Raw genomic sequence first — 16,155 nt, forward strand, 5'->3', positions numbered from 1 at the left:
TTTTTAATCGGAAAAGGATTATCAGTTGTCAAACAATACATGGAATTTATTTAAAATTTTATAAATTTCTATGAGTACTATATTGACCTATAGTAAATTTCTTTAAATTTATGTTAAAAATTGGAATTGTTGGTTTGCCTAATGTAGGTAAATCAACCTTATTTAAAGCGCTTACAAAAAGGCAAGTAGATATTGCTGATTATCCTTTTTGTACAATCGAACCTAATATAGGAATTGTTGAGGTACCTGATGAACGTTTGGAAAAATTAGCCAAGGTTTCACAGTCTGTCAAAATTATTCCTACGGCCATTAAATTTGTGGATATTGCTGGATTAGTTAAAGGCGCTTCAAAAGGCGAGGGTTTAGGTAATAAATTTCTTTCTCATATTAAAGAGGTTGATGCTATTGCTCATGTGGTAAAAGATTTTAAAGAAGCTACGCCACAAGTTGATGTTGAAATTATTAATTTAGAATTAATTTTAGCGGATTTAAATGTTGTAGAAAAAAGATTAGAAGATTTAATAAGACAAAATAAAAAAGGTTCGGATAAAATTTTAATAAAAACAATTGAAGTTTTAGAAAAAATAAAAAACAATCTTGAACAAGAAAAATTAGCTAGCTCTGTTAAATTATTAGAAGAAGAAAAAGAATTAGTTAAAGAATTAAATTTGCTTACTCTTAAGCCAATATTACGGATATTAAATATTGATGAGAAAAAAATATCTAGTGATTTAGAAAAAGAATATGAGATAAAAATTTGCGCGAGATTAGAGGCCGAATTAACTGATTTATCAGAAGAAGAGATTAAAGAGTATATAAAAGAATTAGAAATAAAAAATACTGGCTTGGATCAGTTGATCAAAGCCAGTTATAAATTACTTAATTTAATCACTTTTTTTACTTCAGGTCCTCAAGAAACGCGTGCTTGGACAATTATTCAGGGAAAAAAAGCTCCAGAGGCAGCAGGAGAAATTCACACTGATTTTCAAAATGGATTTATTAAAGCAGAAATAATTAATTGTGAGGATTTTGTTAAAGCGGGCGGAGAAGCAAAAGCCAAAGAAAAAGGATTGATGCGATTAGAAGGAAAGGAATATGTTGTTCAAGATGGCGATATTGTCCACTTTAAATTTAGTATTTAATTATTTTTAGGCACAACTAAAGCATTAAATTTTTTCATTATTCGTGATTTTTTTCTAGCAGCGGTATTTTTTTTAATTACTTTTTTTTGAACAGCTTTATCAAATGCTTTTTGAGTTTCAATAACTAATTTTTGGGCTTCTTCTTTTTTTGAAGCAAAAACAACTTTTTGAGTTTTTTTAATTAAATCTTTAAGATTTTTTTTGCATTTTTGATTTCTTAATTGTCTTTTTTTGCTTTGTCTTAAAGCTTTAAGGGCAGATTTTTTTATAGGCATAATAAAAAAGTGCAAAGTGCAAAGTGCAAAGTGCAAAATTAAAAAAATTAAATTAAAAGTTAATTCTTATATTTAACATAAATTTATTTTTAAGTCAAAATTATGGATAATATTACTGATGAAATTAAATCACGTTTAGATATTATTGATGTTATTCAAGAATATTTACCTCAATTAAAACAAGCGGGAGTTAATTGGAAAACTTTTTGTCCTTTTCATAATGAAAAAACACCATCATTTACGGTTTCTCGAGAAAAACAGATATGGCATTGCTTTGGATGTTCAGAAGGAGGTGATATTTTTTCTTTTATTATGAAAATAGAGGGAGTGGAATTTGTTGATGCTTTAAGGATTTTAGCCAAAAAAGCTAATGTTGTTTTAAAAAAACAAGACCCTCAATTAACAAGTCAACGCACTATATTATTAGATATTTGCCAAACAGCATCAGATTTTTATCATCAAATTTTAATAAAATATTCTCAAGGAGAAATAGCTAGAGAATATTTAAAAGAGCGAAAAATTTCTAGTAATACGGCCAAAGATTTTCAATTAGGTTATGCTCCAAACTCATGGGAAAGCCTAACAAAATTTTTATTAAATAAAAATTTTAAAGAAAATGAATTAATAGAAAGTGGTTTAGTAATAAAAAGCGCGAATACTAATATGGAATATCAAATTTATGATCGTTTTAGAAATCGATTAATTTTTCCAATTCGTGATGTTTATAAAAATGTAATTGGATTTAGCGGGCGAATATTAAGTGAAAACAAAGAAGAAGCTAAATATATTAATACTCCGCAAACTTTAATTTATAATAAAAGTCATGTTCTGTATGGCATAGAACAAGCGAAACAAGAAATTAGAAAAGAAAATTTAGCAGTGCTTGTTGAAGGAAATATGGATGTTATTAGTTCTCATCAAGCAGGGATTAAAAATGTAGTTGCTTGTTCTGGAACAGCTTTAACTTTAGAGCAAATCAAACTTTTAAAAAGGTATTCTTCTAATTTAGCTTTATCTTTTGATGTTGATTTAGCTGGGCAAGAAGCGACAAAGCGAGGGATTGATATTGCTTGGCAACAAGAAATGAATATTAAAATAATTAAATTTCTAAAAGGAAAAGATCCTGATGAATGTATACGAAAAGATGTGAATATTTGGCGAGAAGCAATTCAAAATTCCCAATCAATTATGGAATATTATTTTGATTTTGTTTTTTTAAATTTAGATTTAACAAAGATTGAAAATAAAAAAAATACGGCCAAAATTTTACTTCCTCTTATTGCAAGGTTAAGTAATAAAATTGAACAAACTCATTGGTTGCAAAAATTGGGAGAATTTTTAAATATTGATGAACAAATTTTAAGAGATTTAATAATTGATAAAAAAAATACTAATTCTAATTTAAAACCAGAATTAAAAGAAGAAAATAAAATAGATCAAGATTTATTAATAGAAGAAAAGATTGTGGGATTATTTTTAAAATTTTATGAAAATTTTAAAAATTTAAAATTTTCTTTTGATATTTTACAAAACAAAGAGCTAAAAGAGCTTGCTAAAAACTTTATTAGAGAATATACTGAGAAAAAAAAAGAATTTAATGAAAATAAATGGCTAAAAAGTATTTCAAAAGAAATGGCAGATTATTTTAATAAATTAATATTTTTAATTGAAAAAGATTTTTCAATTTTTGATTCTTCAATTGAACTTGAAATTCAAAAAAATATTCGAATTTTAAAAAAAAATATACTTACTCAAGAATTAAAAATAATCGAAGAAAATTTTAAAAAAGCGGAAGAAAAAAAAGATTTTAATGAAATTAATTCTTTGGAAAAAAAATTCAAAGAAGTAATTAAACAATTAAACGAGATAGAAAATAATTAAAATTTTAAATTTAATTTTATGGTTTTTACTAAGATTAATAAAAAAAATAAAAAAAATATTATCAAAGTTTCTAAGGTTTTTAAAAAGAAAATAAAAGTTTTAAAAATTTTAAAAAAAAGAAAAGTTGAAATAAAACAAATAAAAAAGAAAACAACAAAAAAGGAAAAGAAAATTAAAAAGACAATAAAAAAAGAAGTAAAATTAATTAAGAAAATAAAAATTAAAAAAATAAAATTAATTTCTCAATTAAAAGTAGTAGAAAAAAAACAAAGAAATAAAAAAACCTCAGAAGAAATAATTAAAAAACCGGTTATTGAGGGACAAAAAAATTATTTATCTCAAATCTTAGAAAAAGAAAAAATAAAAGAGGATAAACCTGCCAGCTTGCGAACTCAAAAAACATTTGCTTTAGAATCTGTTTCTTTTGATTCTATTCAGATATATTTAAAAGAAATAAATAAGGTGCCTCTTTTAAGCTCAGAAGAAGAGGTTGAAATAGCTAAGCGTTTAGAAAAAGGGGATTTAGATGCTCAACAAGAATTAGTTGAAGCTAATTTAAGATTAGTTGTTAGTATTGCTAAAAAATTTACTGGTCGTAATTTATCCCTTTTAGATTTGATTCAAGAAGGAAACATTGGTTTATTTCGAGCAGTAGAAAAATTTGATTATCGAAAAGGTTATAAATTTTCCACTTACGCTACTTGGTGGATTAGACAGGCAGTAACTAGAGCTATAGCTGATCAATCAAGAATTATTCGTATTCCTGTACACATGGTAGAAACAATTAGTAAATTTAAACAGGCTGAACGCAGTTTAATTCAAAATTTAGGGAGAGAGCCTTTACCAGAAGAAATTGCAGCGGAAATGGGAGAGAGGTTAGAAAAGGTATTGTATTATATTAAAATTTCTCAAGATACTATTTCTTTAGAAACTTCTGTAGGAGATGATGATAATGATAGTACCTTGGGAGATTTTATTGAGGATGTTAAAACAATATCACCAGATAAAGCGGCTGCCATAGAATTATTAAAAGGATATATTAGAGAAATTATGAATGAGTTAACTTCTCGAGAACAAAAAATTTTAGAGATGAGGTTTGGATTAACTGAAGATGGTTCACATACTTTAGAAGAGGTGGGTTATGAATTTGGAGTAACCAGAGAGAGAATTAGGCAAATTGAAGCAAAGGTTCTTGATAAAATTAGACAACATAAGGGCATGGCAAAATTAAGAGACTATTAAATTTTTTATCTATTTAATTTTGATAAAATTTTATGATAAAAAATAACAAGAAAAAAACGGCATTTGAAAAAAATATTAAAGCACATGCTGTCAGTATTTTAGCTGATGGTCGTTATGTTTTAAAATTAGATCGGGTTTGGTGTCATGAAATTACAACTCCAAATGCGATTATTGATTTAAAAGGAAGAGGCACGAACGTTGTTTTTGATCCGAATAAAATTAAAGCAATGATTGATCATGTTAATCCAGCGAAAGATACAGCTTCTGCTATTCAGGGGAAAATTATGCGCGAATGGAGCATGGAACATAAAATTGAATTTTTAGATGTTGGACGGAATGGTGTTTGTCATGCCATTATTCCGGAAAAGGGTTGGGTTTTACCTGGAGAAATTGGGATTATGGGTGATAGTCATACTTGTACTCATGGCGCATTTTGTACTTTTTCAGCTGGTGTTGGCACAACTGATCTTGAAGGCGGAATTGCGACTGGACTTTGGATTTGTCCGCCACAAAAAGTTATAAGGGTTAATTTTATAGGTAAAATGAAAGTAAATGTTTTTGCGAAAGATTTAATTTTAACATTAATAAAAAAGATTGGTGTGAATGGCGCGACTAATGCCATTTTTGAATTTGGCGGTTCTGTGATTGAAAATATGAGCATGGATGAAAGAATGACTATTGCTAATATGTCTGTTGAGGCAGGGGCTACTTCTGGTATGATGATGGTTGATAAAGAAACTATTAATTATTTGTGGCCAGTTTTAAAGAAAAAATATGCGACAAAAACAGAAGCTTTAAAAAAATTAGAAAAATTAAATAGTGATGCGAATGCAGAATATAGTCTTATATTAGAAATTAATGTTTCTGAAATTGAACCGGTTATGACGATAAATTATTCTCCAGGAGACGTTGTTAATGTTAAGGAGCAAAAAGGAAAAAAAATTAATCAAATTTATATTGGTTCATGTACTAATGGACGACTTGAAGATCTGCGTATTGCTGCTTATATTTTTAAAAAAATAGGTAAACCTGTAGCTGAAACTGCGCGTTGTATAGTTGTTCCAGCTACTTCATATATTTGGCAGAAAGCAAACAAGGAAGGCTTGCTAGATATTTTTATCAAGGCTGGTTGTTTAATTTCTAATCCGACTTGTGGCGCTTGTCTTGGAATGAGCTGTGGTGTTATTGCTCCTGAAGAAGTTTGTGTTTCTACGACTAATCGAAATTTTCCTGGACGTATGGGCAAAGATGGAATGGTACATTTAGTTTCGCCGGCCACGGCCACAATGTCGGCTATTGCCGGAGTTATTACCGTTCCTGAGGAAAAAATATTTAAAAATTATAAACCAGCCAAAAGAGAAACAGTACGACCTTCGGTATTTAAACCAGTGAAATTTCATACTGTTGATTATAAAAAGTTAGCTACTAGTCAATCAAGTGTAAATAAAAAATTTGCTGGAAATATTTTTGTTTTAGCAAAAGATAATATTGATACTGATCAAATTATTCCAGCAAAGTATTTAACAGAAACAGTTAAAGCTAATTTAGGAAAGTTTTGTATGGAAGATGCTGGTTTAAATAATGATGAACAAGTCAAATTTAGACAAGCAAATATTTTAATTGCAAAAGAAAATTTTGGCTGTGGCTCTAGTCGTGAGCATGCAGTTTGGGCGTTAGAAGAAGCTGGAATAAAAACCGTGATCGCTTCGAGTTTTGCGAGGATTTTTTATAATAATATGTTTAACAATGGTTTGCTTTGTCTAGAGTTACCCAAAAATGAGGTGCATGAGATAATAAAAGGAAATCCAAAAAGATTAGAGATTATTTGGGATACACCGAAAGATAAGCCTGGGCAGATTAAATGGGATAAAAAGATAATCAATTTTCCGATTACTGAATATCAGAAAGAGCAGGTAAAAAAAGGCGGTTTGATCGGGTCATTATTAGAAATGGCTTCTAATTGTTTATAAAAATGTGTCTGTATAAATTATTTTAAAAATTAATTTTAATTTATGCGTAAAATACAAATAGCTTTAGTTGAAGGAGATGGCTCTGCTCCAGAAATAATGAGAGAGGCAACAAAGATTGTGATTGAGGCCGCGAAGATGGATAATATTAAAATTGAATTTGTGTTAACTCCGATTGGTTGGAATGCTTATGAAAAATATGGCGATACTTTTCCGGCTGAGTCGTTTCAAAAAGCGAGCGAGTTAAAATTGCTTTTTTTTGGCGGTGTTGGCGACCCGAAATTTGATACCACTTTAGGCAAAGAAAATCCGAGTTTAATGCCTGAGGTTAGAGCGTTATTAACTATTCGAAAGGAATGGGGATTGCTTTTAAATTTTCGGCCAATTATTTATTTTAAATCATTAGATCATCTTGTTAATGTGCGTCCAGAAACTATTCCTGATAAGGGCATTGAACAGGTTTGGATTAGATTTTTGTTAGAGGATAGTTATTTTGGCAATGCTGATTTAAAAGATAAAATTAGCGCTAAAGAAAGAATGATTTTAGGAATAAAAGAAAAAGCTGAGGTGACCGGGGAAGAAGAAATAATTACTGATCTTTCTTATTATAGAAAAGAGACAATTGAAAAATATTTGCGCGCTGCTTTTGCTTATGCCGAGAAAAAAGGTTTGCCTTTAATTTCGATAGATAAGGCCAATGCTATTTCGCGCTATAAATATTGGCGTGAAATTTGTACGCGCATTACTAAGGAATTTCCTAATGTGCCGTGTACTCATCAATTAGTTGATTCTGCTAATGCCTTATTATTCACACCAGCAAAATTGCACGGTGTTATTGTTTGTGGTAATGAGCATGGTGATATTCTTTCTGATGGCGCGGCTTCTGCTCTAGGTAGTATGGGACTAATGTGTGGTTCTGCTATTAATCCAGATACTGGAGCGGCTATGTTTGAAAGTGGGGCAGGGACAGCTCCATTGTTAACTGGCAAAGATGTTGTTAATCCTATTGGTCGAATTTTAACTGGAGCGATGATGCTTCGTCATGTCGGCGCTGAAAAAGGCGCGGAAGCAATTGAAAAAGCTGTTTATAAATTTTTAATAGATGGAAATCGTACCTTGGATTTAGCCAGTCAAAATGATAGTTTAGAAAAAATAGTTGGTACTAAAAAAACAAGTGAGATAATATTAAATTTTTTAAAATCAAATAAATAAATATTAAATTTTTTAAATCTATTTTATGCCCTACGAAACAAAATACATTTGGCTTGATGGAAAGTTTGTGCCTTTTGCTCAAGCGAAAATTCATATTATTAATCATAGTTTGCATTATGGTTCGGCTGTTTTTGAAGGGATTAGATGTTATAAAACAGCTAAAGGATCAGCTGTTTTTCGTTTAACAGAACATATTGATCGACTTTTTCATTCTGGAGCAGTGATGGGCATGAAAATACCGTATAAAAAAGTGGAAATTATAAAAATAATTAAAGAGTTAATTAGAAAAAATAAATTAAGCGAATGTTATATTCGGCCGATAATATTTTACGGTAATTGTATGAAGGTTGATCCACATGGAGCTTCGGTGCATTTTTCTATTATCATTTGGCCATGGGGGAAATTATTAAACAAAGATAGCGTTACTGTGAAAACATCTCCTTTTATTCGTATTCATCCACAGTCAAGCATTATGTCCGCTAAAATTTCTGGGCATTATGTTAATTCTAGTATTTCTTCAATGCAGGCGACAAAAGCCGGTTATGACGAAGCTTTGCTTTTAGATTATCGTGGTAATATTGCTGAAGGTCCAGGAGAAAATATATTTTTTGTGAAGAAAAAAATTATTAATACCCCGAAAAAGGGAACAATTTTGCCGGGCATTACTCGAGATAGTATTGAAAAAATTGTTATTGATTTGGGTTATAAGTTTGTTCAAAAAGAAATTAAACCGAAAGATATTAAGAATTATGAAGAAGCATTTTTTACTGGAACAGCAGCAGAAGTTAATGCTATTGGTAAAATTGATAATTATAAATTTGGCCAAGGGAAAGAGGGAAAGGCAGTTAAAGAGATAAAAGAAAAGTATATTAGAATAATTCATGGAGAAGAAAAAAAATATGAGAAATGGTTAAGTTATATAAATGCTTAAAGTTTTAATTATGTAATACAATGGGCACAGATTTTTTTATTAGAAAATTCTGTTGGAATTATAAATATATGTCTAGAAAAATATTAATTTTTGATACTACTTTACGTGACGGTGAACAATCGCCTGGTTTTTCTATGAATATTGAAGAAAAGATTTTAATGGCCAAGCAATTAGCGTTTATGAAAGTCGATATTATCGAAGCTGGTTTTCCAATTGCTTCGGAAGGAGATTTTTTAGCAGTAAAACGTATTGCTGAAGAAGTAGAAGGACCGATTATTTGTGCATTAGCGCGGACGCTTGATTCTGACATTGATCGCGCGGCAGAAGCAATTAAGTCAGCGATTACACGTGGACGCGGGCGAATTCATATTTTTATTGCGACTTCTGATATTCATTTGCAATACAAATTAAAGAAAACTCGGGAGGAAGCGTTAGTAATTGCGATTGCGGCAGTGAAAAAAGCGAAGAGTTATACATCGGACGTTGAATTTTCTGCCGAGGATGCCACTCGCTCAGATATTAATTGGCTTTGCCAGATTGTCGAAGCAGCTATTAATGCTGGCGCTACAACGGTTAATATTCCAGATACTGTCGGTTATACTACTCCTTTTGAATATAAAGAAATTATTAAAACATTAATTGCGCGAGTACCTAATATTAAGCAAGCTGTAATATCTTGTCATTGTCACAATGATTTGGGATTAGCAGTGGCAAATTCTTTAGCTGGAGTTTTAGCTGGAGCTGGGCAAGTTGAATGTACAGTGAACGGCATAGGAGAACGGGCTGGAAATGCCGCGATGGAAGAAGTAGTGATGGCTTTAAGAACTCGAGAAAAATATTTTGAAGCGATAACTGAAATTGTTACGGAAAAAATTATAGCTTCCAGTCGTCTATTGAGCAAAATAACGAATATGCCTGTGCAAGCCAATAAAGCGATTGTTGGCGTTAATGCTTTTGCTCATGAATCAGGAATTCATCAAGATGGATTTTTAAAAGAAAAATCGACTTATGAAATTATGACACCAAAATCAGTGGGTTTAGAAAAAAGCAATTTAGTTTTAGGGAAACATTCTGGTCGCCATGCTTTTCGGGAACGTTTAAAAGAATTAGGTTATGATTTATCTGACGAAGAACGGAATAAAGCTTTTATTCGCTTTAAAAAGTTAGCAGATCAGAAAAAAGAAATTTTTGATAAAGATTTAAAATCAATTATTTCAGAATAATTATCTTGTTATATAAGTTTTAAACCAATGTTACTGAGGCGACTTTGTCATTTTCATTTTTAAATCTCATCAATTTTACTCCTTGTGTAGCGCGACCAGAAATAGAAACCCTTTTTAAGGGTAGGCGAATTACTTGCCCTTTAATAGAAATAATAATTAAATCTTCGGTTAATTCTTCTGATAATTTTGTTTCATCAATTACCATTGCCGAAACAATCGCTCCTGTTTTGTCAGTGATCTTTGCTGTTTTAATTCCAGATCCACTACGTCCTTGTAGGCGATATAAATCTAATTTACTTAATTTTCCTAATCCATTTTCAGTAACAATTAATAGTTTTGCATTTTGATTATTAGAATCTATAATATCCATTTCTATTACTTTATCATTTTTTTTAAGTCTAATTCCTTTTACGCCAGATGCTGTTCGCCCCGTTTGTCTAATTTGTTTTTCATTAAATTTAATTGCTTTTCCTAATGCAGTTACTAATACAATTTCATCTTTTCCAGAAGAAGATTTAACCCATTTTAATGAATCATCTTTTTTTAATTTAATGGCAATTAATCCTGAGCGACGAACATTGTTAAAATCAGAAATGTCTACTTTTTTAATAATGCCTTTTTCTGTGGCCATTACTAAAAATTTAGAATCTTTTAATTCTGTTAAATGTTGGACTGCGGAAATTTTTTCTTCAGAAGTAATTTGTAAAAAATTAACCAAGGCTTGACCTTTAGTTGTTCGAGAAGCCACTGGAACATCATAAGCTTTTAATTGAAAAACTCTGCCTTGCGAAGTAAAAAATAATAAATCAGTATGCGTCATCGTACTAAATAAATGTTCAACAACATCTTCTTCTTTAGTAGTTAATCCTATAATTCCCTTACCGCCTCGCGCTTGCACTTTAAAAGTTTCTGGTGCTAATCGTTTAATATATCCATCGTGAGTAATAATAACAACACAAGGTTCATTAGGGATTAAATCTTCTTGAGAAAATTTTTCTATTGCTTGGGTATTAATTTGCGTTCTTCTTTCATCTTTAAATTTTTCTTGTAATTTTATTAAATCTTGTTTTATAATTTGTAAAATTTTTTCTTTACTGGCTAAAATTGTTTCTAATTCTTTGATTAATTTTAATTTTTCTTTTAATTCTTCTTCTATTTTTATTTTTTCTAAATTAACCAATTGTTGTAATTTCATTTCTAAAATAGCAATTGTTTGTCTTTCGCTTAATTTAAATTTTTTCATTAAATTATTTTTTGCTTCTTCCTTGTCTTTTGATCCCCTAATTATTTTTATAATTGCATCAATATAAGCCAGAGCAATTTGAAATCCATCTAAAATATGCGCTCTTTCTTTTGCTTGAAATAAATCAAATTCAGTTCTTTTTCTAATTATTATTTCTCTATGTTTAATATGTTCTTCTAAAATTGATTTTAAAGGTAAAATTTTTGGTTGAATTCCATCAACCAAAGCAATCATATTAATATGGAAGGTGTCTTGAAGTTGAGTTAATTTAAAAAGGCGATTGAGAATTTTTTGAGGATAAGTATCTTTTTTTAATTCAATCACAACACGAACGCCTTCTTTATTTGATTCATCTCTTAAATCTTTTATACCATCAATTTTTTTATCCTTAACTAATTCAGCAATTTTTTCCAAAAGTTGCGCCTTATTAACACGATAAGGAATTTCTGAAACAATAATTTTAAAATGTCCGGGCTGTGCTTCAATAATTTCTGTTTTTGATCGTATCGGAACCCTACCTTTGCCTGTTGCATAAGCTTGTTTAATTTCATTAGTATCATAAATAATTCCTCCAGTAGGGAAATCTGGCCCTTTTATAAATTGCATTAGATCATCTATAGTACATTCCGGATGCTCTATTAAATAAATAGCTCCTTTGCAAAGCTCAGTTAGATTGTGTGGAGGAATATTAGTAGCCATTCCCACAGCAATTCCCATACTGCCATTAAGCAAAAGTAATGGTAATTTGGCTGGCAAAACCTGTGGTTCCTTATGAGATTCATCATAATTAGGAATAAATTTGACTGTATTTTTTTCAATATCAAAAAGTAATTCTTCGCTAATATTAGCCAATTTTGCTTCTGTATTATGATTAATAAAACCATTAGCAATAAATGAATGGCAATTACTTTTTACTTTTATAGAGTAAACCATTTCTTTATTCTTTAATTCTTCTATTAATTTAACTTTAGTAAAGAAAAATTTATTTTTTCTAAACCAATTAATCATTTTTAAATCACGATTATTTAAAAGTTTTATTAATTCTGTATAATTTTTTTCTAAATTATTATATTGATCAAAATTGTTTTTATGAATAAAAGAATTTTGATAATTTTTTCTTAAATAATTATTAAAATAAGGAATCCAATCTGTTTTACTTATTCTTTTATTATTAATTTTTTTTATTTGAATTAATATTTCTTTTTTTCTTTTGGAGAAAAAATTAATTTCTTTATAAAAATTATTAATATCTTCTACTTCAGAAATAATTAATTTAAAACATTCATTTCTTTTATCTTGACAAGGAAGAGTAGTAATAATACCAAAATTTAAAAGTACAATTTTTAATTGTTTGATTAATATTTTGCTTTTAGAATTATAAGTTAATTCAATGGATTTTCCGTTATGGCGTTTATCTGTTTTGTAAATTACAGAACCATCACTTTCAAAAAGAGCAATTAAAAATTGTTTAATGATTTCTTTTTTGGAACATAATATAGAAAATGGGATTTCTTTTTCTACTGATTTTTGAAAAGATAATCCAATATTGTTTAAAAAAATAACTACTTTTTGGTGACAGATACTTAATTCTTTACAACCATTTTTAATGTCTTTTTCGTATATTTCTATTCCTTTAAATTGAGATTTAATAATTCTTTTAATTTTATTATAAAAATTAATGTCTTTATTATTAAATAAAATTTGTCCACGATGAAAGCTACCTTCTGAAACTAAAGCGCCTAGCAAAAACGCTAAATCCTTATTCATTAATTGTGGCAAATTTATATCTTTATGTTTTAAATTAATTATTGGATAATATTTTTTTAAATCAAGATTTTTTTCACTAAACAAAGAAAAATTTCTATTTACTATTAAATAATCATCTTTGGTAATATCTTTTAATAATTTCCATTTAAAATCGGGCGCATTAAATTCATTAAGTTGCCAAACAAGCAAAGGATGATTGTATGATCCTTTTATTTCATAACCTTCTTGAGTAACTAATTTTATAATATTATGTTTTCCAGAATTAAAAAATTTACTAGCTATTTTTTTCTTGCCTTGATAATTTAAAATATTAAAATTTATTTCTTCTTCTTTTTTTTGTGACATTGTCTTAATTGGCAATATTCCTTTATTTGTTAAAACTAAAGTATCGCCAGTTACGCAATATCGCATAGCAGCTGCATTGTCTCCGTCCATTGATCCAAAATTTCCTTGCCCTTTAATTAAAGGATAACGCGCAGTAAAATCTTGAGCCATTTTAACCATACTTTCATAAACAGCCACATCCCCATGGGGATGATATTTTCCTAAAACCTCTCCAACGACTGTGGCTGATTTTCTAAATTTAGCTGAGGGTTTTAATCCAATATCCCACATAGCATAAAGAATTCTTCGATGAACAGGTTTTAATCCATCGCGTACATCTGGTAAGGCTCGAGAAATAATAACAGACATTGCATAATCCAAATAACAGGTTTTCATTTCTTCAACAATAGGACGAGGTTGAATTTTTTCTATAAAAGTTTCATTTGTTTCTTCTGAATTATTTTTTTTATTTTTTATTTTTCCTCTTTTTAACATAATTTATTTAAAAAAATAAATGGGCAATTTTTTAAAAAAATTACCCTCATTTATTATTAAGTGTTTAAATTTAATGTAAAAATTATTTTTTTTCTTTTTTCTTTGATTTTGATTTGATTTTTAAAATTTCTTGATTATTATAATAACCACAATTTAAACATATATGATGGGGTAAAAATGATTTTTTACATTTAGGACAAACCATTAATTTTTGTTTTTTAAGAGCAAAGGTAGAGGTTCTTATCCTTTTTGAAGATTTTGTTTGTTTTTGTGTAGGTAGCGCCATAAATAAGTATTAGCTTTTAGCTTTCTAGGCCTTAGCTTTTAATTTTATAAATAAAATAAGCAAAAATTTGAAACAAATTTTGTAAAATTACAAATTTAAAATTTATTTAGTTAGTATTTCCCCGCCTTTTTTTGTTACTACAATTGTATGTTCAAAATGAGCTGAAAGACTTTTATCGGCCATCGCTATTGTCCAATTATCATTTAGAGTTTTTATTTTAAAATCACCCATAGCGACCATTGGTTCAATAGCTAAAACCATTCCTTCTTTTAATTTAATATTTTCCCAAGAAGAAGGAGTAAAATTTGGAATTTTGGGATCTTCGTGAATTTTTAATCCCACGCCATGCCCAGTTAATTGTCGAATTACCGAAAATCCATTTTTTTCTACAAAAAATTGAATCGTTTTTCCAATATCGCCAACCGTATTTCCAATTTTTGCTTGTTTAATTCCTAGTTCCAAAGCTTTTTTTGTTACTTCAACCATTTTTTTAATTTGCGGTTGTGTTTTGCCTACAATTACAGTTGTAGCCATATCCGTAAAAAAACCATTATATTTTACACCTAAATCTAAACCAACAATGTCCCCTTGTTTTAAAATTTTATCTTTTGTTGGAATGCCATGGACTACATTTTCATTTATAGAAACACAAAGACTGGCGGGAAATCCATCATATCCCTTAAATGCTGGACTAGCTTTTTTATTTATAATTATTTTTTCAGCCAGTTCATCTAATTCTTTAGATGAAATTCCTATTTTTGTGGCTTTAGCGACTTTATTTAAAACATAAGCCAATATTTTTCCGCTTTTTCTAATAAGTTCAATTTGTTTTTTTGAATAAACCATTAATTATTGAATTTAGCGAAATGGGCAAAAGCTCTATTAGCTTGCGCCATTCTATAAACATCTTCTTTCTTTTTAATTGCGCTTCCTGTATTATTAAGGGCATCTAAAATTTCCATTACTAATTTTTCTTTCATTGACTTCCCTTTTTTTGCTCTAGCTGCTTGGATAAGCCATCTTAATCCTAATGTAATTTTTCTTCCTCCTCTAACTTCTGTTGGAACTTGATAATTAGCTCCTCCAATTCTTCTTCCTCTTACCTCTAAAATTGGAGCAATATTTTTAAAAGCTTTATCAAAAACATCTAAAACATTAATATTCTTTTTTTCTCCGTCAGTTGATGAATTAACTTTTTCTTTTAAAATATCAAAACATCCATAAACAATTTTTTGAGCTGTGGTTTTTTTCCCTTTGCGCATTATATGATTAATAAATTTAGCAACCATAATATTGTTATATTTTGGGTCGGGTAATATTTCTTTTTTTGGTGTTACTTTTTTTCCTCTCATAAAAATTAATTTAAAATTTAAAATTTAAAATTTCTTAAACTATTTAGCTTTTTTTTCTTTTTTTACTCCATAAAGCGAACGACCTTGTTTTCTTCCTGTTACTCCTTGCGCATCAAAAACGCCTCGAACAATATGATATCGAACTCCGGGTAAATCCTTAACTCTTCCTCCTCGTAAGAGAACGATAGAATGTTCTTGTAAATTATGACCAATGCCCGGGATATAAGCAGTTACTTCTATTCCATTTGAAAGTCTTACTCGAGCAATTTTTCTTAAAGCGGAGTTAGGTTTTTTAGGGGTAGTTGTGGAAACTTTAAGACAAACACCTCTTTTAAAAGGAGATCCTTTTAAAAGTGTTCTTCTTGTTCTTTTTAAACTATTAAAAACTACTCCCAAAATTGAGACTTTTCTAACCCTTTTCTTTTTTCTTGGGTTTTTTATTAATTGATTAATTGTAGGCATATTTAAAGTTAAAAGTTTAAAGTTAAAAGTTAAAAGTTAAAATTATTTTTTTTATGAATTTATTTCTGATAAATTTAACACACTATTTTTTTAAAGTCAAATTTTTTAATGCGCCGTGCAGGATTCGAACCTGCGACCATCAGCTTAAAAGTCCGCCAGCTGGCGGATCTACCAATTGAGCTAAGCGCGTAATTTTATTTTTAATGCGCCGTGCAGGATTCGAACCTGCGACCATCAGCTTAAAAGGCTGTTGCTCTACCAACTGAGCTAACGGCGCGTAATTTTATTTTTAATAAATTCTCTCCCTTATAAATTACACAAACACAGAATATAAATTTTATTTTTTAATGCGC

General features: G+C 29.1%; 12 protein-coding genes, 1 tRNA gene and 2 pseudogenes. 7 read left to right on the forward strand and 8 right to left on the reverse strand.

Annotated features, from left to right (window positions below):
- Positions 1-110 precede the first annotated feature (110 nt).
- Positions 111-1,142 carry a redox-regulated ATPase YchF gene (locus CVV26_02340; GenBank protein PKL72251.1) on the forward strand — a complete coding sequence of 344 codons (1,032 nt, stop codon included), beginning with the start codon at positions 111-113 and terminating at the stop codon, positions 1,140-1,142.
- On the opposite strand, the gene rpsT is transcribed toward CVV26_02340, so the two are convergent.
- Positions 1,139-1,432 (reverse strand): 30S ribosomal protein S20, encoded by a 294-nt coding sequence (gene rpsT, locus CVV26_02345; GenBank protein ID PKL72252.1) that lies wholly within the window; start codon positions 1,430-1,432, stop codon positions 1,139-1,141. The genes CVV26_02340 and rpsT overlap by 4 nt on opposite strands.
- An 87-nt stretch (positions 1,433-1,519) precedes the next feature.
- Between rpsT and CVV26_02350 the strand changes: the two genes are divergently transcribed.
- The 6 genes and pseudogenes from CVV26_02350 to CVV26_02375 all read left to right on the forward strand — a co-directional run bounded on the left by CVV26_02350 (position 1,520) and on the right by CVV26_02375 (position 9,873).
- Entirely contained in the window at positions 1,520-3,298 is a 1,779-nt protein-coding gene (locus CVV26_02350; GenBank protein ID PKL72253.1) for a DNA primase, read from the forward strand.
- An 18-nt stretch (positions 3,299-3,316) separates the two neighbouring features.
- Positions 3,317-4,540 carry an RNA polymerase sigma factor RpoD gene (locus CVV26_02355; protein ID PKL72254.1) on the forward strand — a complete coding sequence of 408 codons (1,224 nt, stop codon included), beginning with the start codon at positions 3,317-3,319 and terminating at the stop codon, positions 4,538-4,540.
- Between the two features lie 32 nt (positions 4,541-4,572).
- Positions 4,573-5,853, forward strand: a pseudogene (locus CVV26_02360) (3-isopropylmalate dehydratase).
- 699 nt (positions 5,854-6,552) lie between these two features.
- Positions 6,553-7,719: a hypothetical protein gene (locus tag CVV26_02365; GenBank protein ID PKL72255.1), complete on the forward strand. Its 1,167-nt coding sequence runs from the start codon at positions 6,553-6,555 to the stop codon at positions 7,717-7,719.
- A gap of 25 nt (positions 7,720-7,744) precedes the next feature.
- The gene (locus CVV26_02370) at positions 7,745-8,650 is read left to right on the forward strand and encodes a branched chain amino acid aminotransferase (protein ID PKL72256.1); all 906 of its coding nucleotides are present in this window, start codon (positions 7,745-7,747) and stop codon (positions 8,648-8,650) included.
- Between the two features lie 68 nt (positions 8,651-8,718).
- On the forward strand, positions 8,719-9,873 hold the full coding sequence (locus CVV26_02375) for a 2-isopropylmalate synthase (protein ID PKL72261.1): 1,155 nt from the start codon (positions 8,719-8,721) through the stop codon (positions 9,871-9,873).
- Positions 9,874-9,892: 19 nt separating this feature from the next.
- On the opposite strand, the gene CVV26_02380 is transcribed toward CVV26_02375, so the two are convergent.
- The 7 genes and pseudogenes from CVV26_02380 to CVV26_02410 all read right to left on the reverse strand — a co-directional run bounded on the left by CVV26_02380 (position 9,893) and on the right by CVV26_02410 (position 16,079).
- Positions 9,893-12,049, reverse strand: a complete 2,157-nt coding sequence (locus CVV26_02380; GenBank protein ID PKL72262.1) for a DNA gyrase subunit A — start codon at positions 12,047-12,049, stop codon at positions 9,893-9,895.
- Between the two features lie 1,236 nt (positions 12,050-13,285).
- Positions 13,286-13,702, reverse strand: a pseudogene (locus CVV26_02385) (DNA gyrase subunit A).
- Positions 13,703-13,784: 82 nt separating this feature from the next.
- The gene (locus CVV26_02390; protein ID PKL72257.1) at positions 13,785-13,988 is read right to left on the reverse strand and encodes a 50S ribosomal protein L32; all 204 of its coding nucleotides are present in this window, start codon (positions 13,986-13,988) and stop codon (positions 13,785-13,787) included.
- Between the two features lie 102 nt (positions 13,989-14,090).
- Complete coding sequence (map, locus tag CVV26_02395) at positions 14,091-14,834, reverse strand: type I methionyl aminopeptidase (GenBank protein ID PKL72258.1); 744 nt, start codon at positions 14,832-14,834, stop codon at positions 14,091-14,093.
- On the reverse strand, positions 14,834-15,340 hold the full coding sequence (locus CVV26_02400; GenBank protein PKL72259.1) for a 30S ribosomal protein S7: 507 nt from the start codon (positions 15,338-15,340) through the stop codon (positions 14,834-14,836). Before CVV26_02400 ends, map begins: the two co-directional genes overlap by 1 nt.
- A 39-nt stretch (positions 15,341-15,379) precedes the next feature.
- Positions 15,380-15,802 carry a 30S ribosomal protein S12 gene (locus tag CVV26_02405; GenBank protein PKL72260.1) on the reverse strand — a complete coding sequence of 141 codons (423 nt, stop codon included), beginning with the start codon at positions 15,800-15,802 and terminating at the stop codon, positions 15,380-15,382.
- A gap of 204 nt (positions 15,803-16,006) precedes the next feature.
- Positions 16,007-16,079, reverse strand: a tRNA-Lys gene (locus tag CVV26_02410).
- Positions 16,080-16,155: the final 76 nt, after the last annotated feature.

It is taken from the genome of Candidatus Kuenenbacteria bacterium HGW-Kuenenbacteria-1 (assembly GCA_002839745.1).
Classification (GTDB): Bacteria; Patescibacteriota; Patescibacteriia; order UBA2591; family PGYQ01; genus PGYQ01.